At 57.4% G+C, this 26,204-nt stretch carries 18 protein-coding genes and 2 tRNA genes; 4 read left to right on the top strand and 16 right to left on the bottom strand.

The genetic code is table 11. From position 1 onward, the window contains the following. Positions 1-9: 9 nt before the first annotated feature. From G7Y43_RS06380 to rlmD, 13 genes are all read right to left on the bottom strand, one after another. Positions 10-1,293, bottom strand: a complete 1,284-nt coding sequence (locus tag G7Y43_RS06380; RefSeq protein WP_165045192.1) for a hypothetical protein — start codon at positions 1,291-1,293, stop codon at positions 10-12. 1 nt (position 1,294) lies between these two features. Next, complete coding sequence (gene rodA, locus G7Y43_RS06375) at positions 1,295-2,494, bottom strand: rod shape-determining protein RodA (RefSeq protein WP_165045190.1); 1,200 nt, start codon at positions 2,492-2,494, stop codon at positions 1,295-1,297. Positions 2,495-2,652: 158 nt separating this feature from the next. Then, positions 2,653-4,800, bottom strand: a complete 2,148-nt coding sequence (gene mrdA / locus G7Y43_RS06370; protein ID WP_165045240.1) for a penicillin-binding protein 2 — start codon at positions 4,798-4,800, stop codon at positions 2,653-2,655. A gap of 8 nt (positions 4,801-4,808) precedes the next feature. Beyond that, on the bottom strand, positions 4,809-5,336 hold the full coding sequence (gene mreD, locus G7Y43_RS06365; RefSeq protein ID WP_165045188.1) for a rod shape-determining protein MreD: 528 nt from the start codon (positions 5,334-5,336) through the stop codon (positions 4,809-4,811). Next, complete coding sequence (gene mreC, locus G7Y43_RS06360) at positions 5,333-6,244, bottom strand: rod shape-determining protein MreC (RefSeq protein ID WP_165045186.1); 912 nt, start codon at positions 6,242-6,244, stop codon at positions 5,333-5,335. Before mreC ends, mreD begins: the two co-directional genes overlap by 4 nt. A gap of 14 nt (positions 6,245-6,258) precedes the next feature. After that, the gene (locus G7Y43_RS06355) at positions 6,259-7,326 is read right to left on the bottom strand and encodes a rod shape-determining protein (RefSeq protein WP_165045184.1); all 1,068 of its coding nucleotides are present in this window, start codon (positions 7,324-7,326) and stop codon (positions 6,259-6,261) included. 222 nt (positions 7,327-7,548) lie between these two features. Next, complete coding sequence (locus G7Y43_RS06350; RefSeq protein ID WP_165045182.1) at positions 7,549-8,844, bottom strand: Ni/Fe hydrogenase subunit alpha; 1,296 nt, start codon at positions 8,842-8,844, stop codon at positions 7,549-7,551. Positions 8,845-8,880: 36 nt separating this feature from the next. Continuing rightward, positions 8,881-9,666, bottom strand: a complete 786-nt coding sequence (locus tag G7Y43_RS06345) for an NADH:ubiquinone oxidoreductase (RefSeq protein ID WP_165045180.1) — start codon at positions 9,664-9,666, stop codon at positions 8,881-8,883. 1 nt (position 9,667) lies between these two features. Then, the gene (locus G7Y43_RS06340; protein ID WP_165045178.1) at positions 9,668-10,579 is read right to left on the bottom strand and encodes an FAD/NAD(P)-binding protein; all 912 of its coding nucleotides are present in this window, start codon (positions 10,577-10,579) and stop codon (positions 9,668-9,670) included. Then, entirely contained in the window at positions 10,569-11,606 is a 1,038-nt protein-coding gene (locus G7Y43_RS06335) for a 4Fe-4S dicluster domain-containing protein (protein ID WP_165045176.1), read from the bottom strand. The genes G7Y43_RS06340 and G7Y43_RS06335 overlap by 11 nt, the downstream gene beginning before the upstream one ends. Positions 11,607-11,804: 198 nt before the next feature. Beyond that, a complete protein-coding gene (locus G7Y43_RS06330; RefSeq protein ID WP_165045174.1) occupies positions 11,805-13,175 on the bottom strand; it encodes a tetratricopeptide repeat protein in 1,371 nt (456 codons plus the stop codon). Positions 13,176-13,220: 45 nt separating this feature from the next. After that, positions 13,221-13,754: a peptidylprolyl isomerase gene (locus G7Y43_RS06325; protein ID WP_165045238.1), complete on the bottom strand. Its 534-nt coding sequence runs from the start codon at positions 13,752-13,754 to the stop codon at positions 13,221-13,223. Between the two features lie 262 nt (positions 13,755-14,016). Continuing rightward, on the bottom strand, positions 14,017-15,468 hold the full coding sequence (rlmD, locus tag G7Y43_RS06320) for a 23S rRNA (uracil(1939)-C(5))-methyltransferase RlmD (RefSeq protein ID WP_241158181.1): 1,452 nt from the start codon (positions 15,466-15,468) through the stop codon (positions 14,017-14,019). Between the two features lie 123 nt (positions 15,469-15,591). On the opposite strand from rlmD, the gene G7Y43_RS06315 reads away from it, so the two are divergent. Further along, a tRNA-Arg gene (locus tag G7Y43_RS06315) sits at positions 15,592-15,667 on the top strand. A gap of 105 nt (positions 15,668-15,772) precedes the next feature. Here the strand turns inward: G7Y43_RS06315 and G7Y43_RS06310 are convergent. Next, positions 15,773-16,195 (bottom strand): GtrA family protein, encoded by a 423-nt coding sequence (locus tag G7Y43_RS06310; RefSeq protein ID WP_165045172.1) that lies wholly within the window; start codon positions 16,193-16,195, stop codon positions 15,773-15,775. Positions 16,196-16,441: 246 nt separating this feature from the next. Between G7Y43_RS06310 and G7Y43_RS06305 the strand changes: the two genes are divergently transcribed. Beyond that, positions 16,442-17,431: a glycosyltransferase gene (locus tag G7Y43_RS06305; RefSeq protein ID WP_165045170.1), complete on the top strand. Its 990-nt coding sequence runs from the start codon at positions 16,442-16,444 to the stop codon at positions 17,429-17,431. Between the two features lie 5 nt (positions 17,432-17,436). On the opposite strand, the gene G7Y43_RS06300 is transcribed toward G7Y43_RS06305, so the two are convergent. Continuing rightward, positions 17,437-21,150, bottom strand: coding sequence for a UvrD-helicase domain-containing protein (locus tag G7Y43_RS06300; RefSeq protein WP_165045168.1), 3,714 nt, complete (start codon positions 21,148-21,150; stop codon positions 17,437-17,439). Continuing rightward, a complete protein-coding gene (locus G7Y43_RS06295) occupies positions 21,140-24,232 on the bottom strand; it encodes a PD-(D/E)XK nuclease family protein (RefSeq protein ID WP_165045166.1) in 3,093 nt (1,030 codons plus the stop codon). The genes G7Y43_RS06300 and G7Y43_RS06295 overlap by 11 nt, the downstream gene beginning before the upstream one ends. A 199-nt stretch (positions 24,233-24,431) precedes the next feature. Here G7Y43_RS06295 and G7Y43_RS06290 point away from each other — a divergent pair. Both G7Y43_RS06290 and G7Y43_RS06285 read left to right on the top strand, forming a co-directional pair. After that, positions 24,432-24,506, top strand: a tRNA-Glu gene (locus tag G7Y43_RS06290). A 138-nt stretch (positions 24,507-24,644) separates the two neighbouring features. Next, positions 24,645-26,102 (top strand): DEAD/DEAH box helicase, encoded by a 1,458-nt coding sequence (locus G7Y43_RS06285; RefSeq protein WP_165045164.1) that lies wholly within the window; start codon positions 24,645-24,647, stop codon positions 26,100-26,102. Positions 26,103-26,204 lie beyond the last annotated feature (102 nt).

Below are 26,204 nucleotides of genomic sequence, written 5' to 3'. Positions count from 1 at the left end.
CTACTCCGACTATTCCGCGCCCACGCCAGCCGCTGAGACACCGGCTGCCGAGCCTGCCTTTTCGCGCGGCGCACGACTCACCGCCGACCCAGCGGCGCGAACAGCCGCATCGCGAACGCGCTCCACCGTGCGCGCCCCATGGCTTTTTGCACGCGTTGCAACCTTTCCCGCAGCAACACGCATCACCTTGTCACGCGCGCCACCAAACGCATCGGTAAACCTACTCAAAGAAGCCCCACCCTCGAAATACTCGATGGCAGCTCGCCCCATAGCCACAGTACCCGAATACCCGATACCTGCCTTCACAGCCCAGCCACCAACGGGCACAACCGACACAATTTGACGGGCCACCGAACGCAACGCGAAGCCGCCACACACTACAGCGGCAAGCTCTTTGAGGCGTGCAGGACCGAGATCCTCGCCGTAGGAAGCCGCAATCTGCAACAGCATCTTCGATTGGTTCAGTGTCATAATGGGCATGTCAGCGCCGGGAATAATAACGAGCGCACCCACACCAGCGTTCTGCATCGCCGTAACCGACACGGCATCGAGCGCAAGCGGCTTACGAACAAAGGGGAACGCCAACGCAAACGCGAGCTTCTTCGCTCGACATGTTTCAACAACCCAACGACCCATACGCCCCGCCAACGACGCTCGTAAGCGATCATTGAGCTCTAGTGGTTCGGCGGCCGCTTCCTCAGCACTTGCACGAGCGTACTCCTCATGCACCTTCGCGGGTTCTTCCGCAAATGCTTCAATGTAATCGGCAGCAGTAGAAGCCGCACCCGATGCCATGCCGGCGATCGTCTGCATCTTGCCGCCTCTCTCCTGCGCATCGGCAGCGGCACCAGCCACATTACGCGCCGCCTTGGCGACCACAGCCGCTTTCGACACGGTGGGCTGCTCGGCAGGAGACAACAGATCAGCTGCGGGGATATCATGCCCGCAAGCATGAGCCAGATCGGACACGAGATGAGGCAACGTGGTCACCACCATCACAGGCACCCCAGCTTCGCGCAGCTGCTCAGCACACGACCCAACAGCATCTGACACGCCAGCCACAATAACCGACATGTCGTCTCCCTCAAACGGAACAAACGGACGGCCGTCCAAGTACATGAGCGACACGCGCGCATGATGTGACGCACTAGCAAACGACTGGCGAACGAATGCCTGCACATCACCTGGAGCGGTTTCATCGAAGTACACGCTCACCGACAGCGGCATCGTACGAGCTTCATCGACGGCCGATACCTCGTCAAGAACCTTCTTCACGTCAACGGGCATTTCCATGCTAGCCTCTCTTTCCCAACGAAGCGTTGTTATGGCTCCATACCGACCCAATCATGCCAAGCATAATGAAGTTGACCACCATAAACGACGAGCCGTAGCTCATAAACGGCAGCGGAATACCGGTAATGGGCATCAACCCGCAGTCCATGCCGATATTTTCAAGTATCTGAAACAGCCACATCCCCACCACGCACATAACGATAAGCATGCCGAACAAGTCGTTTGACGATCGCGCGATGTTAAAACAAATGAGTATGAGTGCAGCGTACAACGCCAGCAACACCACTACGCCCACAAACCCCAATTCCTCGGCAAGCACGCAGAAGATGAAGTCGGTAGGTGCCTCAGGTAGGATTCCAAGTGCATGCTGAGTTCCCTTAAAAAGCCCTTGTCCAAACAAACCGCCTGACCCGATAGCAATCTTCGCCTGATTCAGGTTGTAACCCTCGCCAGTTGGGTCGAAATCGTCGTTGATGAACACCAGCAGGCGATTACGCTGATACTGCTGCAGTAGTTTATACTCGCCTGTTTGCGCTTTGATTACCTCGTCAACAGCAAAAACGAGCGCCACTGCAGCAACGAAAGCAGCAAGTGTGATGAGCAGGTATTTCGGCCGCGCACCACCCATCACAAGTGCCACCGCCGCAATAAACAAATACACCAGACCCGTGCCCAAATCGGGCTGCGTCATAATACACGCGAACGGAACGAGCATAATACCGAGTGCCCGGCAATACTCGCGCGGGTCATTGAGGTGGCCACCATAACGAGCCATCACCGCCGCATCGAGCAACACCACGGTCACTTTCGCGAATTCGCCCGGCTGAATTTGCATACCTATTTTGATCCACGACTGCGCACCCTTTGCCTCAACACCAATAACCGGCAGGTGTGGAGACAGAATGAGCACGACATTGATAATAAGGAACAGCGTAACGAAATCGGACAGCTTGCGGTAGTCGAAACGCCATACGAGCAGCATGGCGACAAGCCCTATAGCCACGCCAGCAAGCTGCCGAGTGAAGCTGTAATCAGCATCGACGCGCACCGCCGAGTACACAATCAACAAACCATAGGACACCAACAGCGCCACAATCACAACAAATGGCACGTTAAAGCGTGCCCGCCGGGCATTCCTTGCCGCCTGTACAACAGCGGCGTCAGGCGTCTTGATCGTATCTATCTGCGGCAAAGCAGCCATATATCTCGCCTCCTTCCGCCGTTTCTCCTACAGTCTCTCATCTGGCAATACACCAGTCGCACGACATTGGCAATGCAGCACCAGCCACACGCCTGCTCGCCCGCCACGCACCGCGGCACTACCCGTAGCACGGCCACAAAGCGAGTCTCACCTACACGCTAGTCGGTGCGCCCCGACGAAACGTGCGCCGCCGGCTCAACCGACTTGCCAGTCGAACCGGCAATACGCCCCATCTCGTCAAGTTCGCCACGGTCGTACGCAAGTACGGCGTTCATGACAGCAGCTCCAAGAGGCATCGCTGTATCAGAACCACCGCCGCCCTCTTCGACAATGCACGCTACCACGTACTTCGGATCATCGTAGGGCGCATACATGGCAAACCATGCGTAATCTTCCTTGCCAGCCACTTCAGCCGTGCCTGTCTTGCATGCCGCCTGAATACCATAGTCGTTGAGCACTTTGGCGATGTAGCTATTGTCCGTAGCCACGCCACGCAATGACCGGCGCACCAGTGCAAGATCGTCGGTGTTCACATCAATCTCAGTTAACACCTCGGGCTCGAAAGAGAGCACCACTTCCCCCGAAGCGTTACGCACCTCCTTCAGCAGATGCGGCTTCATCATCGTGCCCGTGGCAATAGCCGCATACGCGCAGGCAATCTGCAGCGGCGTGGTGAGCACATAGCCCTGGCCGATGATCATGTTTGTCATGTCGCCGCCCTTCCACACGGCCTCTTCGGGGTAATCGGCGAAATGCTCGGCTTTCCATTCCGGTGTGGGAATGCGTCCTTGTGCCTCACCGGAAAGATCGATACCTGTGTATTCCCCGAAACGAAACTTGTGGAGGTAGTCCTGCAGCGCGGTTTCACCGACTGTTTCCTGATTATCCCAGAACGCCTTTGCGATTTCGTAGAACACGACGTCGCAAGAGTTCACAATGCCGCCGTAGAGATCGAGCGTACCGTGACCGGAGTGTTCCCAGCACATCTGCGGCTGGCCGGTGTTCCAACCGTCCCACGAGCCGGTACACGTCCACGTGCTCGTATCGGTGGCAAACCCGTACTCAAGCGCTGCCATGCTGGTGAACGCCTTGTAGGTGGAAGCAGCCGGATACGACCCCGATATAGCCCGGTTCATGAGCGGATAATGCGATTCTTCGGTGTTGTACAAGTCCCACACCTCTTGGGGAATGCCGCCGGTGAAGGTGGACGGAGCAAACGTTGGATAGCTACTCATAGCCACGATGCCGCCATCAGCGATATCGAGTACCACCACGGCACCAGCCGTTCCCGCACCCGACCCAATAACCCCATCATCGGGTGCAATCAGTTCGGCCAGCGCCTTATCGGCAGCGTATTGAACAGGACCCTTGATACACAAATACACATCGGAACCGCGCGTTGGTTGCGTTTCGCTTACCACCTCAACGACGTTACCCTTCGAGTCGGCCATCACCTTGCGCTGGCCATGATCGCCCGCGATTAGGTTATCATAAGTGGATTCCACGCCCGATTTCCCCACGTCATCGCCAAGCTCAATATCTCGTCCGGCGGCCATATTACCAAGCTCGTCCTCCGACACGCTGCCGGTGTAGCCGAGCGCATGCGCAGCCAAAGCACCATAGGGGTAGTCGCGCACCGCTCTCGTTTCCACAGTCACGCCGGGAAACGCGTCGGCATGCTCGGAAATAAACGCCACGTCGCGCATGCGTGCGTCGCTTGCTACCACACGCTGGCTCTGAGCACCTGATGACGCATCTTTCACCCGCTGGCGCACCACGTTGTACGGCACGCCAAGTACCGTGGACAGCCGCAACAACACGTCACGATTGTCGGCAACGTCGGGATCGGCGAGCACTGTCAGCGACGAACGGTTCTTCACGAGCGCCAAGCCATCAGCATCGTACACATAGCCGCGTGGGGCTGGTGTGGAAACCACCGAATAGCGGTTTTCTTCCGATTCACTGGCATACTTACTGCCCGCCAAGATCTGCATGCTCCACAGCTTCGCCAGAAGCGTCGCAAACACGCCAGCCACAAGCGCCCCCATAGCCAAAAAGCGTGGACGCAACACATCGGCAGGAACCGTCACCGGCTGACTCGACGACGACGCGGCTGTTCCATGGTTCGCATGCTTAGGCATATAGTCAGAAAGTGTTGACTTCACACCCACCGAATCGATGGTGGCTGCGCTTTTCTTCACGCCCACGCTTTCGGAACGGTTTTTGCGAACCATGTTCAACACGATAACAACAGCGGCAGCGGTGAGCACGAGAGCCACAAGGGCAGCGATAATGGCAATCAACATGGCGACCACTACCTCAGCTTCGGCGTTCTGATCTTAAGCTCCTTCGCAGTGCGCGAAAACAGCACGACAAGCAGCGGATACACAATAACAGCAACCACACAGTCGTACAGCGCGCACGGAGCCGCGCGATTGAGGAAGGCGTCAAGGGGCGACACGGGCAACCCCAGCGCCACCAGCAGAAAGCCGTAGAGAGTTTCAACCGCAAACATACCCGCGAACATGATGGCAAACGGCATGAAGAGCGCATCGTTGTCGAGCACAAGAAACACGCGTGCCGTAGCAACGTGCGCCAACAGGAACAAAAACGCAAGCGCGCCAACCGGACCAGAACCCAGAAGGTCGCACGCAAGACCGGTAAGGAACGACAACGCGATACTGGCGTTTGCCGGATCGGCCACACCTAAAGCCATCACATAGACCAACGGAATACAGGGAAACGACCCGAACAGCGCAATGTTAGGAGCAAGCGCCACCTGCAAGATGAGGGCGATAACTGCACCGACCGCCTTCATCACGCCAGCGCTCGCAGGCGTCATTCGGCACCACCTTTGTCAGCCGCGTTGGTACCTGATCCACCAGACGCGCTTCCATCCGATCCGTCATCTGAGCTGCTGGTGCCCAACACTACCAGCACCTCTTCGAGCGCCGAGATCTCGCCATTTGGCGACACCACAGCGCGGCGAGACGAATCACCCTGCGCGGAATCAACTTTAACGACAGTTCCCACAATCAGACCCGACGTGTAGCTTCCGCCCAAACCAGATGTGAGCACCACATCGCCCACCTCGATCGTCGCGTCGGCATCGACGTTCTCCAAATACAGAATGCCCTCAAGCGAACCTCGCACAATACCCTGCGCACGGCTTGACTGCAAGAGCGCTGCTACGCCGCTTTGCGGATCGGTAATCAGACGCACAGTGGCGGCATGCTCAGACACACTTACGGTCTGTCCGATGACGCCGGTGGTTCCCATAACGGTAAGGCCGGTACGCAAACCGTCAGCCGATCCCTTGTTAATGGTGACAGTCTGACTCCACGCCTGCGTGGACTTGCCGATAATACGCGCACCCACGCCGTCGGCGGAGTAGCTGCTCTTCAGATCAAGCAACTCTTCGAGACGCAGCGCCTCTTGGCGATACTCTTCGGCCTGTGCCACCATAGCACGCAGTTCTTCGTTCTGCGTGCGCAAGCTCGACAGCGTACCGTCATCAGCAGTTAGATTGTCCACGCCTTTCCCAAGAGCATCGAGCGCGCCACCGATACCCTGCCCTGCACCTCCAACAACAGAGGCTGCGTCAGATGCACTACTTTGCGCAGAATGGAGAAAGCCGTCCTCGCCTTCCCGTGCATACAGCGTAATCAGCACCAGCGCAATCACCAGAAGCGCTATGACAAGAACTCGACGAACGAGCGCCGAGTTCTTCTGTTGAAATTTGAGAGCCATGAAAGCGCGCTGCCCTATTTAGTCCGCATAAGCGTCTGCTTTAAGGCCTGCGGTGTTTCGAGCACTTTCAAGCAGCCCATAACCACGTTCGTCAGTGCCGTTGGACTTGTCCACACCGGAATCTCCAACTTGTCGGTAAGATACCGGTCAAGCCCGGCGAGCAAGCCACCGCCACCCGTGAGCAGGATGCCGTTCTGGATGATATCGCTTGCCAGATCGGGGTTGGTCTTCTTGAAGGTTTCCTTGATGTGCGTAACCATCTCGTCGATAGGCGCTTGCAGCGCTGCGCGCACATCTTCTGACTGGATGGTGACCTCCTTGGGTTGTTCGGTGATCACGTCCTGACCGGAAATGACCATGTCGCGCTCGCGGCCATCCTCAAAAGGCAAAATCGAGCCGATTTTGATCTTGATGATTTCAGCCGTTCGTTCACCGATCTTGATGCCCAGCAAGTCGCGCAGGTGCATGGCAATAGCCTCATCCATGCGATTGCCCGCCAGACGCAACGACGACGAAGTAACGATACCACCAAGCGAAATAACGGCAACCTCAGTCGTACCACCACCGATGTCGACCACCATCGAACCCGTAGGCTCAGTCACCGGCAAATCGGCACCCATAGCGGCTGCCATAGGCTCTTCGATCAGGTACGCTTGGCGCGCACCCGCTTGAATGGACGCCTCAAACACGGCACGCTTCTCCACCGACGTCGCGCCACACGGAATGCACACCACGATGCGCGGCTTCGGCTGCCACGGGTACTTCCTTGGCGCGGCCTTGTTGATAAACGCAGAAATCATCGCCTCAGTGACGTCATAGTCGGCCACTACGCCATCATGCAGCGGATGCTCTGCCGAAAATGCATCGGGCGTATGGTTGATCATACTCTTCGCCTCGTGGCCGACAGCGAGCACACGATGCGTCGCTTTCTCGATGGCAACCACGGAAGGCTCATTTACGACAATGCCCTCGCCCGGAATGGCGACAAGCGTATTTGCAGTACCCAGGTCGATGGCCATATCGGTCGACATTTGACCGCCCATGCCAAACCCGAAGTCTGTTAGCGAATCCAAAAACGACATACAGGCTAACCCCTTGTATCACAGGTTCAAGTAAGGATGAATGTTAGCACAATGCCTGTTCGCTCCGGCATAATCCACAGGGAGAACAACTCGCCAAAGCCTCCGTAAAACCAGTTCTTAGAAGCAATTTATGACAAACGGCCCACCTTCGCAGCTTTGTTGCTCTCATCGCTCTTTTGGCACGCTTGATAGCGCAAGGTACAAAAGCGTTTAGCGTATGTGCTAATGCACACTACAGCTGAAGCAGGGGTCATAGGCACGCACGAGCTTTTCAACTTCCAAGCGAATGGCATCAGCCGAGCAGCCCTCGTCCACGAGCTTTTCCACCACAGCGCGCATGTCGGCTTCCATGCTCGCCAGATTCTGCGCTGTTGGCGTGAGAATTGAAGCGGTAACTACGCGACCCTCCTCATCAAGTTCCAGGCGGTGGAATAGCGCTCCGCGCGGTGCCTCGGTAAAGCCGACACCCACACCTGCACGTACCTGATAAGGTACCGGAGCCGAACTCGCGGAAAGGTTGCCCTCACCCGCCGCCAGCTCGCGACAAAGCCTCGCGCAATGTTCTAAAACGTCGACAAGCTCGACTGCTTGGGCAACGTTGTTCATATAGGGGTTGCGCTCGGGCGGGCGCAGACCCACCTTCGCCGCCGCAACCTTCGCCGTATGGCACAGATTCGACCACGAAGCATTCACTCGCGCAAGCGCACCGGTCATGTAGGCATCCTGCGTGTCGCGGCATCGGGCGAACAGGGCACCCGAATGCGACATCTCATACTCTTCGATAACGTTTTCCACGTCGGCAGCATCAAAGCGCTTCCCACTGCGCACGAACAAAGCTTCATCGGAATCACACACCGGATAGCGTCCGTCGTCCTGCATGGCTAAAAAGTCACCTGACATGCGGATATCGGGCACCTCGAACGACTTGAACAGATCAACCGCAGAAACAGCAAACGCCACCGCCTCGTCAAGCTTATCAGCTAAAGCGAGGAAAGTCTCACGTGGTGGCTCATGTGTGAACCCGCCCACCACTGCGGTGATAGGATGCACCGAACGCCCGCCTACCTCCGTGCACAGCTCATTGCCAAGCGCTTTCAAGGCAAGTGCCTTGTCGTACAAGCCCCGATCGATTTCGGCAAGCGGGAATACGCTTCCCATTCCCAAGAAATCAGGAGCCGCGAAGACAAACAGGTGTGTGGCGTGGTTCTGCAAGTACGACCCATACGCCAGCAGCTCGCGCAAGGCATTCGTTCGGTCGGACACCTGCACCCCGAAAATGCTTTCGATGGCCTTTAGACTGGTGATCACGTGACTCGAAGAGCAGATACCACACACACGCGAGGCGACGTAGGGGACATCATCAAAGACGCGCCCACGCACCATGCTCTCGAACAAACGCGCCGGCTCGGTCACGTTCATCTCGCAGGTTTTAACCCGTCCATCCTCAATCACGACGTGGATATTTCCATGCCCTTCGACGCGGGCGACATGATCGACATGCAAAGCGGTCTTCGCCATGGGTTTCCTCGTTTCCTCCGCGCACAGCGCGAAACGCTAGTCTTCCTCCGCGAGCGCGGGGTTCGTTTGGTTGAACAGGCGCAGCGCGTCATCGAAGCGGGTAGGGTCAATGCCGAAGCGTACGGCGGCGGCGCGTGCTGAGGCAACGTTCGCATCAGCCGACAAGCCGCGGCATCCGTTGCACGGGCGCCCCAAGTTCACACACTTCGCCCCGCAGCCAGCGGTGGTGACAAGACCTAAGCACAACGTGCCCGACGCATAGAAGCACGAACTCTCATTGCGCTTGCACTCGCCACACATTGTTGCCGACGCATACGACTTGTTCGAACCATACAACGCGCGTTGTAGCACGTCGATAAAGTCGTACGGATCGATCGGACACGCACGCACGCGGTAGTCGACAGGAATCACCGCATCGACAGGGCGCGGCGACAGCATGTTGCCACAAGCTTTCGGAACGCGATCGTACACTTGCGATGGACGCTGGAAGAAGCCCTCGGCAGCCATGCCGGGAATGCCAGCGGTGTTCGCGCATGCGCCGATAACGATCACCTTCGAGGCTCGCTCACGTAAGAGCCGCACCGTACGTTCGGCTTCCTCATTAGTGACCGCACCCTCGATGATGGCCACATCAAACTCTTCGGGCATCGGATCATCTGAAGCAAGCTGCCAATACCGTAAATCGATCTGCCCTAGTACGTCCAACAAATACTGTTCGGCGTTCGTCACCTGCAGCTGGCAGCCAAAGCAGCTTGCAAGCCCCACCACCACGACACGGGGAGCAACCCGCTCGCCGCCTCCGTTGAAAACGCTGTTGCTCATGCTACATCGACCCCTGAATGTTCTTGGCCTCCCAGTAATTAAACACCGGCCCGTCGATGCAGACGTACTGGTGCCCGATCTGGCAATGGCCGCACTTGCCCATGCCGCATTTCATGTTCCGTTCGAAACTCATGTAGATGCGGTCGTAGCTAATATTCTTCTTGCGCATTTCCTCCACCACGAAACGGTACATGACCGGAGGACCGCACACCGCACCGAACGTGTTCGATGCATCAATATCCAAATTCTCGAAGGGCTTCGTCACTAGACCAACTTCGCCATCCCACGTGTCGTCCGGATGGTCGACCGTCAGATACAGATCGAAGTCCTTGCGATGACGCCACATCTCAAACTGGTTACGGAACATAACTTCGCCCGGATTGCGCGAGCCGTAGATGATGGTCACTTTGCCGAATTCGCTACGCTCATCGTGGATATTGTTGATAAGTGAGCGTAAGGGCGCGATACCAAGACCCCCCGCCACGAGCAAAATGTCGTGCCCCTTCATCTTTTCGAAGGGGAAACCCCGACCAAACGGACCACGAATACCCACAATGTCGCCGCACTGCATCTTATGCAGCACTTCGGTGAAGGTGCCGGCGCGGCGCACACACAGCTCAATAAAGCCACCTTTCGACGGTGAGCTGGAAATGGAAATAGGTGCCTCGCCCACCCCAAAGATGGACAACTCGACAAACTGGCCGGGCTCATGATGAAACGCTTCACGAATGCGGTCATCGATCAGGCGGAACTCGAAGAGCTTCTCCGTTGCGGTGAGTTCAGTGATGCTCGTGATGCGCGCCGGCCACGGCCGATAGGGGTTCGCGGCCATCATCTGAGCGCCGTCAAGCGGCGCGGGGCCACCGGTATAGGTACGCACTTCGATGGAGGATGCAGACATACTAGCGGCCATCGGTTGCCTCCTTCGCCTCGAAGAACTTAAACACTTCAATCGGGCTAATCTGCGCCTTGCAGGCCGACACGCAGCGTCCGCACCCTACACACAGCATGTGGTCGTGCTTTGCTAAAAAGCCGTTAAGCTTATGATACATACGATGACGCACGCGGTTTCGCCCGTCGGGACGGAAGTTGTGCCCGCCGGCCACCATGGCGAACTGCGGCGACGTACAGGCATCCCACACGCGCTCGCGTCGACCGGTTTTTCCCGACGGGTCGAGCTCATCGCGGATATCGAAGCAGAAGCACGTGGGACACACCGATGAACACGCCGTACATGACAGACAGCGGCCGCCGAGCTCGTCCCAGAATGCATCTTTATGGAAGGCATCCATAAGCATCGCGATCTCTTGGATGTCGGGGATTTCTTTGTTGAATGCCTCCTGCCGCCGGCGCGTGGCCTCACGGAAGGCGATACGTTCCTCATCGGTGGCGATGCGCGGATCACATGCCGACTCGAGGATGTTGGCCGCCTCGACGCTTGCGATACTCACCAGGAACTTACCGCCAATATCCTGCAAGAACAGGTCATATCCCACACGAGCTTCGTCGGCACCGACAACATGGCAGAAGCAATCTTTCGACGGCATACAACTTACGCCCACGATAAGCGTCGCCTTGCGCAGTGCCGTATAGTACGGATCGGCGTACGGCCCTTCCATAAGAGCGGTGTCCAAGCGGTTGATGGCATTAATATCACACGGATGTGCACCGAATAGAACCAGCGGCTGCACATCCTGCGTGAAATCGGTAACGCTATTCGTCTCCGCATCGAACGTGAACAGCGTCTCCCGCGGCGGGAGGAAGTACTTCTTCAGCGAGGTCATAGACAGCGGGCCGAAAAGATCGATATCGTCGGGCGATTCGATAATCTCGTACACGCTTTCTCCGTTTTTCTGCACCGGCGCAACAACCCGGTACCGATCCATGAAGGCTTTGGCCAATGAGGGGAGCTCATCGGCGTCGATAACACGGTACAGCATGCTCTCATCCGATTCTCGTCGTTGTTTCGTCCAACGCGACGCGCTAGACCGCTTCCCATACTATCAAACGAAGGAACAGCGAACCCCTTCAATACAGGTAACGGGGCCTTTCCACCTGTTCAGCGGAACGACCCCGTTTCAGGGAAACACCGATTCAAGCGCTTCCCTCACGCGCTACATAAGCGCGCACCAAACCTGTTAGTTCTGGCTCGCGAAATACAACTCGACGTTCGACACCTTCCATCCGATACCCGAACGCACGAGCGAAATCTTGTACTGCATGTCACCGCCCTCGGCGGTTTTCGCGGTCACATACACCGTCGAATCGCTCATGGAGCGGTCCATGCCGTCAACGCCTACAAACGTGCAGGGCTCAATGAGTTCCTGCATACTAGCAACACTTTCGTCAGATAACTCCTCGGCGAACAGCGCCTCCTGATCGGCACCTTCCGCAGAGAATAGCTGCGCTGCTACGTCATCTTGCATGGGGTAGCCATAACCCTGCGTGTACAGGAACACCGCCCCGCCAAACGCTGCTAACACAAGCACAATAAGCACAATGAGGATTTTCAGGCCTACATTTCGGCGCTTACGCTCTTGCTTCGCTAAGCCACGCGACCACTGCTCGAGTTCTTCGTCGCTGGCGTTGAAGAAGCGGTCCTCCGCCCCAGGTGCCGCGCCGTACATGTCGTACTGCACACGCTGCTGACCGTACGGATCGGCGTAGTAGTACGGATCGCCCACTTGGGCGCCATACGGGTCCTCTTCGACATACATCGCTCCACCATCAGCGGAAACGTCGAGTCCAGACATGTCGGCCACCGGTTCGATAACACGTGTGACCTCGGAGGTGCCCTGTGCAACAGAGGCGATGGCGCGCTGGTAGTCCACACTCGCCGAATCACTTAAGTAGTAAGTCTTGTCTGCCAGTGACTGTTCGAAGGCATCAACGGCCTTTTGCATCTGTCCATCGGCCGCATACGCCTGTCCCAGGTTTGCATAGAGCTTGTTGCGAGTAGCGGCACTCATGGAAAACTGCATAGCGCTTTCGTACGACGCGACCGCGTCGGCAGGTCGACCGAGCGCCATGAAACACACGCCTAGGTTCAGCAGCGCCTTGGTAGGATCAGGATTCGCCTCGTCCAGCGCAGCTTCTCGGAAGGCCACGCCAGCCTCAGCCGACTTGCCCAGCTTCAAAAGCGCGCTACCCATGCCCGAATACGCCTTGTAGGGTGTCTCGTAGTTCGCGTCGGACACGGCTATCTCGAAATGCTTCACCGCATCTTCGTAGTCGCGCAGCGACGCATACGCCATACCCATGTTGTAGTTAACTGCACCACACGCGTCGTAGGCAGCGTCGGCAGAAGCCTGGGTGTAGGCCTGGATAGCCTCGTTAGGGTTTTTCAGCTTGATCAGGCAATTCCCAATACGATGGTACAAAAGCCCCAACTCTCCCGGGCCAAAACCCGCGGGAGATTCCTGAAGGCATCTGGTGAAGCTGGCAAGCGCACCTTCGAAATCACCTTGGGAATACGCCGTGCGCGCTTGCTGAAAGAGCTCGTTGTTCATCTGCTTCCTTAATTCCGTGTTTTTGTTGAGCGCGTCTGAAGCGAACTAGCAGGCGGCGTTCTCGATCTCTATACCCTCGATGACGTCGCCCACGCGCAGCTGAGAGATCACGTCCATACCTTCGATGGTCTGACCGAACACCGTATAGTTCGGGTCGAGGAAATGCTGGGCACCCAAACACAGGTAGAACTGTGACCCTGCAGAGTCGGGCTGCTGGGAGCGCGCCATGGCAAGCGCGCCGTCCTCGTGGCTGTTGTTGGGGTTTGTGGTGTACTCCTGCTTGATGGTGTAGCCCGGACCACCCGTACCCAAACCGGCAAACGGGTTGCCTGCATTGCGAACCACTTCTTCAGGTGTTAGATCGCGTGTGTTAGGGCAGCCACCCTGAATGACGAAGTTCGGCACGTAGCGGTGAAATTTCAAGTTATCGTAGAAGCCCTTCTGTGCCAGCTCGACGAAGTTGCCCACATGGATGGGAGCGTCCTTGCCGGCCAGCTGCACACGGATGTCGCCCTTCGACGTCTTGATGACGGCGACTTCATCGCCCGTGGGCTGGTATTCGGGAGTGTACAGCGCCATTTCCCTGCTCCTTATCTTCTCAGATCGCTTGCGAATGCGAAGTGCCCAGATCGGGAACCCCATGGGGCACCCTCCCCCACCACGCAGCTCAAAACCCGCCGTTTGACACAAGCTTCGAACCGGGTTCGCAAGTTTAAATCATCGCACACATTCGAGCATTCTAGCAGGTTGCAAGGCCACTGCTTGAAAAAACGTGCAATGTTCGCAAACGCACCAATGTATCAGCGTGTCAACGTGTCGGCACACACCGACACGCTTATCTTTACAGCCGATGAAAGATGCTTACCGTTTCCACATGGTAGGTTTGCGGGAACATGTCGACGGGTTGTACGCTCACAAGCCGGTAGCCCGCTCGCTCGAAGCGCGCTACATCGCGCGCCCAGGTGGCAACGTCGCAGCTCACGTACGCCACACGCGAAGGACGCGCCAAAGCGATGCTTTCCACCACACCGTCAGCCAAACCCGCGCGCGGCGGATCGACCACCAATGCGTCGAGTCCGCCGAGTTGCGGCAGCTCACGGGCTGCATCGCCACCAATGACGTCGATGTCGGCATCGTTCACCTCGGCGTTATGTCGCAGATCGCGCACTGACGACCCGGCAGATTCCACAGCTATGACGTCGGCCCCAGCGCGCGCCAGCGGTACCGAAAATGTGCCCCCGCCCGCGTACAAATCGGCTACCAAAAGACCTTTCACGCCACCTAAACCCTCGAGTACACAATCGACCAGCCGCTCGGCTTGCGCAGTGTTTACCTGAAAAAACGACGGGGCGCTCGTGAAGAAGCGTGTGTCTTTCATCACCTCAGCCCAGTGGCCCTTACCGGCAAGCACCTCGACACCCTTCACCTTGCGAGCACGGCCTGGATCGGCCAGTACGCGCACTACGCTCGTCGCACGCACCGCGCTGCCCAGCACCTTAGCCGCCTGCGCACGCGGGAAAACGCCTGGACGAGTCCACAACGCCACCTCAACCTCGTTGGTACGCACGCTGCCGCGCACCCCCACACGAAAGATGCCTAGGTCACGGTTTCCCTGCAAGAAGCGAAGCGCCCCTTGCAAAGCCTTCGGCGCGCGCTGGATGTGACGCACCGCTATTGGGCAAGAATCGGGCGTGAACACGTCATGCGTACCATGCGCGCTGAAACCGAATGCGAAGGCACCGTTTTTCGCGGTTCCCACGGCAAGTTCGAGCTTGTTGCGGTAGCCAACCTGCCGCTTGCTGGACAAACACGGTGCCACCAGTCGCTCGGCTTCTGCCTTATCAAACCCACCTGTACGTGCCAGAGCTGACACCACGTTGTAGCGCTTCGACACAAGTTGAGTATCGTAGGATAGGTGTTGCCACGGGCATCCTCCGCACGCATTGGCGTATACACAGAAGCTGCTCACGCGGTCGGGCGAGGCTTGCTTGAGTTCCACCATGCGTCCGCGTGCGTACGAACGCTTTTCTTCCGTCACTTCCACGACAGCAACGTCGCCGGGAGCACCACCTGCGACAAACACCGTCTTGCCATCGGCCAAGCGCCCCACAGCTTCAGGGCCATACCCCATGCGCTCGAGCGTAACCACTTCAGTGCGCGCACCCTCAACCGCCGCAGCGTTGTTGTTCACTGCGACAGTTGAGACGCCATCAGCGCCCTCGCACACACCATGCGACCCCGCTGTCATACCACACGCTTCATCTACCTGCAAAGATGTATAACTGTTACCCATATCGCCTGTTCCCCAAATCAGCTCGCACACGGCGCTCGTCCACTACGACACACACGCGCCCTGTGCAAATTCCATCTTGTTTGCATGCATTCGGATCATGATAGCGTATAATCCAGCACATGCGCCCTTGTAGCTCAGGGGATAGAGCGTCTGCCTCCGGAGCAGAAAGCCGCAGGTTCGAATCCTGTCAAGGGCACCAGCGCATCGTTTCATGAACCCGCCATTCGGTGGGTTCATGTGGTTTTTGGAACAAAAAAACGCCTGAAAGCAACTGGCAAGAAAACACTGATTAAAGCCATCTTGCCTACGAGATAGTACGCCGAATGCTGGCACCGTAGTTCCTGTTGCCGTCAAGAAACAAGCGCCTGCTCACGAAGTTCCACACCGACACGATAAGCCCCACGAATATCTTCGCAAGACGATAATCCATACCCAGCGCATCCACACTGAACCACAGCAGGTTGTTGTTCATTGCCAGACCAATGCCCGACAGGATGCAGAACGTAATGAATTCGCGACGGCGACTCATGTCATCACGATGCGAAAACACGTAGCGCATCGAAGCGCAATAGTTGAACACCGTGGAAATAGCGAACGACGACGTTGCTGACACAAGGTAATTGAAGTTGAAAACTTCGGTAAAGAAAACCAGCAGGCCGTAGTCGAGACAGAACGCAGTCATACCAACAGCGCTGAACTTCACCATCTGCTCAATGAGCTTGCTCATATCACAACCTCTGGTTTCGGTTGCTGTCGTCGCAGCTGCGGCGGCTCCTGCCTTCATGCATCAAAACATTGATTTTTTCTACCTTCACCTTAAGTGCTTTATTTTGCCATATAATTGCCGTTTGATAAAGGGGCGCTTTATGCGAAAGCAACATCGAACCAAGCAGACTTATAGCGCCGCCGACCGAACCGCATTACTCGTTTAACCTGATCGCGAGTGATTGTTACCAAATCGGAAAGGCAGATTATGGCTAGCACCATCAACGAGCCCAAAGATAAGACAGCTCTCACCTATGAGGAAGTGGCTGTTATTATTCCGTGCTACAACGAGGCCGTAACCATCGCCAAGGTGGTCGATGACTTTATCGCCGCGCTGCCTGGCGCGCGTGTATTCGTGTACGACAACAACTCCACGGACGGCACCGCAGATATCGCACATGAGCACGGAGCGATCGTCAAGCACGAGCGACGCCAGGGTAAGGGCAATGTGGTGCGCCAGATGATGCGCGACATCGACGCCAACTATTACGTGATGGTCGACGGCGATGACACATACCCCGCCAAGGCAGCTCGCGCGCTGCTTGAGCCGCTTTTTGCCGACGAGGCCGACATGGTGGTGGGCGACCGTCTTTCCAACGGCTCCTACGGCGACGAAAACGGTCGTGCGTTCCACGGGTTTGGCAATGACCTGGTACGCATGCTGATCAAGTGGATTTACGGGTTTAAGTTCTCCGACGTGATGACTGGCTACCGCGCCTACAACCGCACCTTCGCTATGACTATGCCGGTAACCAGTCACGGTTTCGAGATAGAAACAGAGTTGTCAATACATGCAGTTGACAAGGGCTGGCGCATCGCCGAGGTGCCTATCGACTACCGCGACCGCCCCGAGGGTTCGGTAAGCAAGCTATCCACCTTCTCAGACGGCTGGAAGGTACTGAAAACTATCTTGAGTTTGTTTAAGGACTACCGACCGCTGGCGCTGTTCGGGTGGCTGTCGCTGTTGCTGGTTGTAGCAGGACTGATCGCAGGGCTACCGGTAGTTGCCGAGTTTGCCGCTACGGGTTTGGTGCCGCGCATCCCCACGGCACTTCTGGCCGTGGCGCTGGTACTGTGCGGCTTGCTGTCGCTCGTGTGCGGACTGGTGCTTGATACCGTGGTGAAAGGCAACCGCAAGAGCTACGAGTTAACCGTACTACAAGAGTACCGCAGACAGCAAGAACAGCATCGGAAGTAAAACATTCACTCAGCCAAACGCTTTTGATAGAGCCTGCGTATTGTGCGCTCGAGGCTGGGAAGGTCGGATTCATCAAACCGGTAGCACACCGTTTGGGGTTGACCTTGCCCATCGTCGCGCTCAACACGCACGAAACGAAGCTCAACACACCAAAAACCTTGGCGCAGCAGCGCATACGCGTAACACGTCGCCTGAAGCTCGTGCTTAGCATGTAGCACATCGGCGTTTTCGTCGTCGGTGCCACCTGTCTTGTAATCGACCACGAACGCACACGGACGCCGCCCATCGGGTGTAGCCGCTACACGCTCGCGTGGTGCGACAGCCTTGTGCGGTGCGGCAGCCTTGTGCGGTGCGGTACCATCGCACGACACGGCAGCCTCACATGACACGGCAGTCGGCTCGGCATCGGTACACAGCAGATCGATCTCGCCTTCCAGGAACACTTCGCACTCACCAGCACCACCACTCATGCACACAACGAAGGGAACCTCTGCGCGGCGACGCGGCCACGAAAGCGCATCGGCGTACGTATCACTTTGAAACCAGCGCTCGCATGCAGCATGTAGTCGGTTGATCTGGTCGCACGTAAGCCCATAGGTGCGTGCCAGCGCACGCACACGACGCTTATCAGGTACCTGTCCTGTCTCGATGGCAAACTGGGCCGCACGATGAAACGCGCTACCCAAACGAGTAGCCTCACCCGTTTGAGTGTCAGCAGCACCATCGACAACGTTTGCTCCGGCAGGTTTTTCGGCAAGCCCCTCGCCGACAAGCGACACGCTCGGCCCTTCCGCTGCATGGGACGCATCCGAGATGGCCTGCGCTGTCGATTCGGCAGCAGCAAGTGAGGTGTACGAAAAGAAGCTCGCCTGTCCGTACGGCGCCGCCGCCACACCTTCGAAGTGCAGTGGCAGCAGGTTTGGTACCTGAAACGGCACCGTTTCACAATCGGTAACCACTTCTCCCGCACGTATGTCGTGTGTAGGCATATCGTCGCCAAGCGCTAAAGGTTCACCTGCTGCATCCGCAGGAGGTGCGACCGTGAAACGCTGGAAGCGAGCAACCTCACCCGAGCCGATACTGAGCGTTGTTTCGCCGCACGGAAAGTCGCCCGCACCACACAGTGCCGAGCGAATTGCATCAACGAGCGGCGGATACGATGGAGCATCTTTCCCTTTCGAGGGCTCCTTCCCCGTCATTGCAATTATCAGCGACTCGCTCGCACGCGTGAGTGCCACGTAGAGCAGCCGCTGCGCTTCGGCGGCCTCTTCGGCAGCTTCACGCCGCTCAAGCGCCAAACGCTCACCTGTCCGCGTGGATAGCGGCACTGCAAGCGCTTCATCTTCACTCAGCTCGTGGATCCATTTATCCGCCCGCTTCTTCACTTCAGAATAGCGCTTCTTCGTAGCACTCGGCGCAAGAGAGAAACTCAAACGCCCCTTTTCACACCCCGTAACGAGCGAGCTTGACGGTGCATGCGTAGTATCGAATTCTGCAACTGCAACAATGGGAAACTCAAGTCCTTTCGACGTGTGCACGGTCATGATTCGCACGGCGTTGCCAGCAGCCCCCGACAACGCGCCGGGCGACTGCTTTATGCCCGCATCGATCATCGACGCGAACGCGCGCGAAACCTTAGCGATGCCGGACGTACCCTGCGCTTCGATATCTTCCACCAAACGCACGGCTTTCAGCACGTTAGCAGCACAGGACAGCCCTTCAGCACCTTTGCCTTCGAGCCGTGTCATCCAACCCGATTCAACAATCAACAGACGCAGCGCATCAGAAGGCGATTGCACGCGCAAGCGCTGGCAGGCATGCGAAAACGTGCGTTTTGCAAAAGCAAGCCGTAAAGACGCCTTATCGGATTCGCACAACGCCTCGAACCCGACGTCAATGTCTCGACGCACGTAGCGCGCATGGCGTTCGTCGACACCGGTGCCCAACCGTAAGAAGTCGTCGGCAGAAAGCTCAAACATTTCGCTTGAAAGCACTTCGAACAGCGCATCGGTGCTGGCAGGGTTCGCAAGCGCCTGCAACGCACGACAGACGATACGTACCTCGGGAGCGTCGGCAAAACGCGATCCTCCCGCAACAACGCACGAAAGCCCCGCCTCGCGCAACGCATCGGCATACACGGAGGCGTTTGTCATCTTGCGAAGCAAAACCACCATGTCGCCTTCCGCGTGCCCACATGCCTTCAGATGAGCGAAGCGCTGAGCAATGGCACGGGCGTTTGCACGGCGCACGTCGACAGTCGAAACGCCGCTTCCCGCGCCAGCCGGCTGCATAGCAAGCAACAAGTCGATACGGGAAACGTCGCCCTTCCACAACGTGGCTCGCCCTTCGTGGAAAGCAAGCGACATGAAGCGGCTGCCAAACATGCACGGCTGCTCAAAGATGCGATCAACCAGGGCCAACACGCTTCGATGGCTGCGGAAATTCCGGTTCATTTCCACATACAGCGCCCCCACTTCAGAAGAGCGCATGTGCTCGCGATGATGTTCGTACACGTTAACGTCGGCACCTCGGAACCGGTAGATCGACTGCTGGGCGTCACCTACTGTGCACAGGTTTTGCGCGTTCTCACCAGCAAGACGCGCTATCAGGTCGATTTGCAGCTGGCTTGTGTCTTGGAACTCATCGACCATCACCAGCTTGAAGCGCCCCTCGTAGCGTTGTGCAATGCTGGGGTTCTCTTCAAGCGCGCGCAGGGCAAGCGAGAGCAGGTCGTCGTTATCGAGCTTTCCCGCTGCCACCTTCTTGCGCTCGTAGCGCGCAGCAACATCCGCTGCAAGGCAGATGAGTTCGTCTTGCAACGGATGTGTAAGCCCTAACAGCACCTCTTGGGAAATGCGTCCACGAACCTGATTTAACGCAGTAACGCACTCCCTCGTCCCGCGCGATCCGAAGTTGCGCCCTATCCAGGGAATCGAATTCAGCTCTGCCGCAAGCTGCGAAAACTCAGTCCCGCCAGGCTGGGCAAGCAAATCCTGCATGGCAAGCACGCCTTGTTGCGCTGCAGCGCGCGCCTTACAACATGAAGCGGAATCTTTCTCCGCTTCCAGAACGACAAGTACGTCCTCGAAGGCAACCAGCAGCTCACGCGCCAACATACCAGCATCGGCGGCTTTCGTACCCGGCAACACCGCACTCATACCGCCGCGCAAGCCCGACGCATGATTCAAAAGCGTGGTTACGAGCGACAGCACCGACGTGCCGAACGAGCCGGCTTGCCGCGCGCCGTACTCGTGAAGCAGACGGGTATACGCCCCACTACCCACAATCTCGTTGTTTGATCCCAGCGCCTCATCGAGCGCTAGAGCGATCATTTCCGAACGCTCTTCTTCGCTCACAATACCAAATGAGGGATCGAGGTTCAGCTCAAGCGCATGAGCATGCAGAATGCGTGAGCACATGCCGTGAATGGTGGAAATCCACGCGCCATCAACAAGCAGCGCCTCATCAGCAAGCCCTTCAGCACGCAACGTCCGCTTCACGCGGGCCTTTATTTCGGCGGCGGCCTTTTCCGTGAATGTGATGGCCAGCACCTCGTCGATGCCCGACACCGCCGGGCCGCTTTCTGGAAGCAACGCATAGGCAATGCGCTGCGTGAGCGTAAAGGTTTTACCCGATCCCGCGCCGGCGGACACCACCAGCGGACCGTCGATGTGCTGGATGCTTCGCCGCTGCTCGGGTGTGCATGCATCAAGATTCATGTCCGCTCCTTTTCGCGCAAGAAAGAACGGGACAATGGTTGCATGCACGCGGGCCACGCGGGTTCGGCTCAATGAAGCCCGCGTACAACTTGTCAGCTACAACACGAATGCGATCCTCCACCGCTTGCACGAGCTCAGCAAACGTTTCGACACCCAGCTCCCCGGCTGCCTCACCAGGAACGGAACAATCGTCGAAGCGCATGTCTGGTAAATCGGCAGGGCCCAACACGGTTCGGTCAACCGATCCTGACACGATAGGCTTTGTCCCGTACGACACGTACAACGCGCCTACTGGCTCAAACCCCAGCAAGCGCTTGACAACCTGCGCATACACGAGTGTTTGAATCTTGTGCGGTAAGCTAGGCGGACAAGCAGGCAGGCAAGTGCTCACAGACGCCTGATCACCCGCGTCCTCGCCGCACGAATCGTACGCAACGGGCGGGGTTGACGGATCGCGCGGATCAGACAAGGCAGACACCTCGCACGGGGTGTCGAAAGTCAAAGGCGAAGCAGAAGACAGTGCGTAATCGGGCCCAACAGATCCCTTGTAATCGATAATAACCGCCTGACCGCGATCGTTTACGTCGATGCGGTCGATACTTCCCCGCAGCAAGAAGCCGGCGTAGTCAAACGGTACCTCATCACCGAAAGGTAGCTCGAAAAAACGCGGCGAGAATCCAGGCAACAACTGGGATTCTCTGCCCAGATAATCGTGCAGATGAGTACGCAGGCGCTCCACTTCATCACGCTCATAGGAATTGGTGGGGATAAGCGGGTTCTGCGACGATCGCAGTGCAGGCTGCTTGGCAAGGTGCACGTTAAACGAAGCGTCCAAAAGCTCGGCTGCTCGAGATGCGTTTTCCTCACCCACCTTGGAAAACCCCTCTTTCTGAAACGCCACGTAGAAGCTGCGCAGCACCGAATGAGCGAAACTACCCATTTCCAGTGGACCAAAACCTGCATCGGGCGCACCAAGCCGCAGACGGCGCTGAGCGAACCACTTATGCGGGCATTCCAAATAGCTTTCCAGTGCAGACGCCGACAGCGGCGCAGAAAGCGGCGCAGAAAGCGGCTCGCAGCTATCAATTGCGCGGGGCAACGCAACAAAACGACGTCCCCATTCGGTTGCACGGTCAGCGGGCGCTTCCTCTGGAAGCGCTTTTGTGTCTTTGCGGGAAAGTCCCACGGCTAAACACGCCGTCAGCTCGTCTTCTCCCTGTATACAAGAAAACTCAGCAAGACACTGAGGAAGACCGGTTGTGCGGTCAACGCACGCGTCATTGTCATGTGGGCCACGATAACAGTCGACCACTTCGTCAAACGCAACCGCCGGATATGCCTCGGCGGCATCGACCGTGTTCATCACGCGACATAGAACAACTGCGTTTTTTGCCGCCGAAAGCACGCCAACCAGCTGCCGGCGCATCCGGGAAAGCTCGTCACGATCAGCGGCGATACCCAGTGTCTCAAACAGCAGTGTTTTTGGTGTATCGACGGATCGCACCGGATAATCGGCCGAGGTCATGTCACAGATGATGACCGAATTGCACGAACACGGCTCCATGCTGGCCAGCTCACCGAATGACATAACAACAACCTCTGGCGCGTCTTCTTTAGACTGAACGCGTACAGAAACGCTCGTGTTTGCAAGCAAGAACATGGCATCGGGAAAGGACTCACCAACGGCAGATGCGGCATCCAAAACACGACGGGCTTGCGAAGCTGCGGCAAACTGCTCGGCTCGCCATGCGTCATCGAACACAGCACCACCTGTCATCACGCTGTGCTCGAAGGCATCTATGAGCGCCGAGAAATCCCTATTCGTACAATGCTGCAGCATCTTAGCGCACGTATCGCCCGCACGTGTTAGGTCACCTAACAGCCGATCTCGTGACAGCAGGCGATCGGCCCGCCATGCAGCGTCAAGTGACGTAGCATACGCGCGCGGGATTCCCGAAAACGCACTCAGTGCGAAATCGGCAGCAGCAGCACCGCAATCGGCCGCAGTAACCCGGCTATCCGGAAATGCGACAGAGAACAGGGCTAACAGTGCGCGCCCGAGCGACGTGTCGCAAAATGCGCGTCTGCCATGTACGGCAACAACACGTCCCTTTCGTGCAAGCGCACCGGCTATGCTGTCGTATAGGCGCAACGGGTGTTTTGACGACACAGCCACGGGCAGCACCATGCCGCTTCGGGAGACATCAGCACCTAAATCCGATATCGGGCAACCATTGGCCAGCAAACGCTTCACCTCATGCAGTACCGCTTTCGGTTGCGCGTAGCGGCCAGCAGGCAGCACAATGCGCACGTCACCAGTCGCGGCAACCGCATCACCAGCTTTGAACAGCCGCGCAAGTACGGCAGAAAGCTCCGTCGAACGCTCGCCTGCAGGCGCGCTTCGACGGGCATCATCGAAACGCTCCACTACGCCTCGTGCGGCAGCGCGCTCAAGCAGCTCGTCGAATGCAACAGACAGGTAGTCAACACCTACGATGAGTAGCACAGGAAGCTTATCGAGTTGTGATAACTCGTGTGCAACTTGCGAAAGCTCACACAACGAACGATCAGCAAGCAGATCGGCATAACGCACCAGCGCGGCAACCAGCCGGCGCTGTGCATCCGTGAGCGCCTCGTCTGCCACACCCGCACGTTCGATGACCTGCGGCAACGCCTCTGCAGCAAGATCGGCAAGCAGATCGATCAACCCGGGCGCGCAATAAACACTTCCACCCACAGAGCCTTTCTCGGCCGCATCAGTTGCTTCGTTTTCGCTCGTTGCACGCTCTTCCACCTCGCGCAGCGCTTTTGCCACCAGCAGCTTACGAAGATACGAATCCACCACAACGCGCCCATCGCCATAGAGCTCCCAGTGGTCCCGAAGCCACGACGTGAAGGTTTCGACGCGCACCCCGAACGCGCACTCACGCTGAGCGCACGTAACACGCACACGCATGGCCATCGAGTGCGAAGAAACCACGATCACCGGCACGCTCGAATCGGCAGGCAACTCTTGCACACGAGCAAGCGCAGCATCGAGCGCAGCGGAGAAGTTATCGTATGAAACTCGTTTATAAGGCATGCGCCTATTGTAGCGTCTCACGTTTCTTTCCGCACGAGAGCTTTCCGTGCTTTCCGCACGAAGCCCCAAAACACAGCAATTTCTGCTCTTGAGGGGCTCGTGTAGAGTTGGTAAAGTTTCCGCGCATCGAAAAACACATCTTGCAAACGTGCGTTCAATCTGCGATACTACACGAGCTGTTTTCGCAAGGAAACGCTTCGTCCCCATAGTCTAGAGGTCAGGACGCGGCCCTTTCAAGGCTGAGACACGAGTTCGATTCTCGTTGGGGGCACCAAGAGAACCGCAGGTCAGAAGACAGATTCTGACCTGCTTTTTTATATCAGACAAACATGCGCGAAACCCTGCCTTAAAGCCCCATCAGCCCTACAAGCGCCTGAGCTGGCACGGTTAGCTACACGAAAGGATCCACCCCATGAACGCATTTGAAGCGCTCGGACTGTCGTCCGCTGCTTTGGCATCGTGCGCCGATTTCGGCTACGAACATCCCACCCCCGTACAAGAACAGGCCATCCCCTTGGTGCTCGCCGGTCGCGATATTATCGCTGCAGCGAAAACCGGTACGGGCAAAACCGCCGCATTCTCACTGCCGACGATGAGCACCCTTCCTCACGCGAAAAAGAGGCAAGGACCGCTCATGCTTGTTGTCACCCCCACGCGAGAACTCGCGCAGCAAATCGGCAAGACGTGTCAGACAATCGCCCAGCACACCCACCATCGCGTGATCACCGTAGTTGGCGGCGTATCCTATAATCCACAAAAAGAAGCGCTCAAGCACGGTACCGACGTGCTCATCGCCACACCGGGGCGTCTGATCGATCTGATGGACCAACAAGCTGTGCACCTTGACGACGTTGCTGTACTCGTACTTGACGAAGCGGATCGCATGCTTGACATGGGGTTTTGGCCTTCCATGCGCAAAATCGTCGCGGCAACCCCAGAAACGCGCCAAACGATGTTGTTCTCCGCCACTATCGACCGCACCATCATGGGCACCGCCGGCAAACTGCTACACAACCCTGCCATGGTAGAAATCGCACACATTGGAGAGGTGGCCGACCGCATTGACCAGTACGTCATCCACGTGCAGCAAGCGGTGAAGCCGGCACTTTTAAAAGGCCTGCTAGCCGAGCGCGGATCAAAGCGCGTCATGGTGTTCTGTCGCACACGCGGCCGTACCGACGCTACGTGTCGCCGTCTGAAGCGCGCTGGTGTGTCGGCTGAAGCCATCCATTCCGACCGTACCCAGAGTCAGCGTAAGCGCGCGCTCGACAACTTCGCTGCCGGACGCACCGATGTCATTGTGGCAACCGATGTGCTGGCACGCGGTATCGACGTGGACAACGTGAATTACGTGGTGAATTATGATTTACCCATGCAAGCCGAAGACTACATCCACCGCATCGGTCGAACGGGACGCGCCGGTGCCGAAGGCTTCGCAGTGTCGTTCGTGAGTCCTGATACCACCTCGCTGCTAAAAGACATTGAGAAACTGCTGAAAACGTCCATTCCGGAAATGGAGCTTGCGCAGTTCAACATGCAGGATGCGACAAACGAGGCAGCAGCGAAAGCAGCACGCATCGATGCGCGGCGCGACCCCGAAATCCAGCAGGCGAAAAAGGAGCTCGCCGCCCGACGCCGTAAGAAAGAGAAAACGCGCAGCGCACGCAACTCAAATAACACCGCACACCCTCAGTCAAAGCACGCGGCAAAACCAAGCGCGACTTCCCGACCAAAGCAAACGTCCAAGCCAAGTCGGGCGGCAAAGACAACCCAGCAAGCGAAACCTGCACGCCATACGCCGAAACAGGATTTCCGGCCCGGCCGTGCGCATCGAGCAGCCATCGCCCGAAAACGCGAAGGCACACGCTAAACGACTCACCCTCACCCGCCCGTTGTATCGCTGCGAGCAGTGCGCAGCACAGCCCTTCACGCGAAAAATCATCCAGCTGGCGAAAGATCAGCGCATGAGCTC

Source organism: Adlercreutzia sp. ZJ138, from assembly GCF_011038935.1.
GTDB lineage: Bacteria > Actinomycetota > Coriobacteriia > Coriobacteriales > Eggerthellaceae > ZJ141.
Note: the sequence above shows the minus strand (reverse complement) of the source record. Positions and strands in the feature narration are given on the sequence as shown.

Coding starts and splice junctions, on each gene's coding strand:
- G7Y43_RS06380 (WP_165045192.1), bottom strand. CDS start 1,293: ATGGAAATGCCCGTTGACGTGAAGAAGGTTCTTGACGAGGTATCGGCC.
- rodA (WP_165045190.1), bottom strand. CDS start 2,494: ATGGCTGCTTTGCCGCAGATAGATACGATCAAGACGCCTGACGCCGCT.
- mrdA (WP_165045240.1), bottom strand. CDS start 4,800: ATGTTGATTGCCATTATCGCTGCCCTTGTGGCTCTCGTGCTCACCGCT.
- mreD (WP_165045188.1), bottom strand. CDS start 5,336: ATGACGCCTGCGAGCGCTGGCGTGATGAAGGCGGTCGGTGCAGTTATC.
- mreC (WP_165045186.1), bottom strand. CDS start 6,244: ATGGCTCTCAAATTTCAACAGAAGAACTCGGCGCTCGTTCGTCGAGTT.
- G7Y43_RS06355 (WP_165045184.1), bottom strand. CDS start 7,326: ATGTCGTTTTTGGATTCGCTAACAGACTTCGGGTTTGGCATGGGCGGT.
- G7Y43_RS06350 (WP_165045182.1), bottom strand. CDS start 8,844: ATGGCGAAGACCGCTTTGCATGTCGATCATGTCGCCCGCGTCGAAGGG.
- G7Y43_RS06345 (WP_165045180.1), bottom strand. CDS start 9,666: ATGAGCAACAGCGTTTTCAACGGAGGCGGCGAGCGGGTTGCTCCCCGT.
- G7Y43_RS06340 (WP_165045178.1), bottom strand. CDS start 10,579: ATGGCCGCTAGTATGTCTGCATCCTCCATCGAAGTGCGTACCTATACC.
- G7Y43_RS06335 (WP_165045176.1), bottom strand. CDS start 11,606: ATGCTGTACCGTGTTATCGACGCCGATGAGCTCCCCTCATTGGCCAAA.
- G7Y43_RS06330 (WP_165045174.1), bottom strand. CDS start 13,175: ATGAACAACGAGCTCTTTCAGCAAGCGCGCACGGCGTATTCCCAAGGT.
- G7Y43_RS06325 (WP_165045238.1), bottom strand. CDS start 13,754: ATGGCGCTGTACACTCCCGAATACCAGCCCACGGGCGATGAAGTCGCC.
- rlmD (WP_241158181.1), bottom strand. CDS start 15,468: ATGGGTAACAGTTATACATCTTTGCAGGTAGATGAAGCGTGTGGTATG.
- G7Y43_RS06310 (WP_165045172.1), bottom strand. CDS start 16,195: ATGAGCAAGCTCATTGAGCAGATGGTGAAGTTCAGCGCTGTTGGTATG.
- G7Y43_RS06305 (WP_165045170.1), top strand. CDS start 16,442: ATGGCTAGCACCATCAACGAGCCCAAAGATAAGACAGCTCTCACCTAT.
- G7Y43_RS06300 (WP_165045168.1), bottom strand. CDS start 21,150: ATGAATCTTGATGCATGCACACCCGAGCAGCGGCGAAGCATCCAGCAC.
- G7Y43_RS06295 (WP_165045166.1), bottom strand. CDS start 24,232: ATGCCTTATAAACGAGTTTCATACGATAACTTCTCCGCTGCGCTCGAT.
- G7Y43_RS06285 (WP_165045164.1), top strand. CDS start 24,645: ATGAACGCATTTGAAGCGCTCGGACTGTCGTCCGCTGCTTTGGCATCG.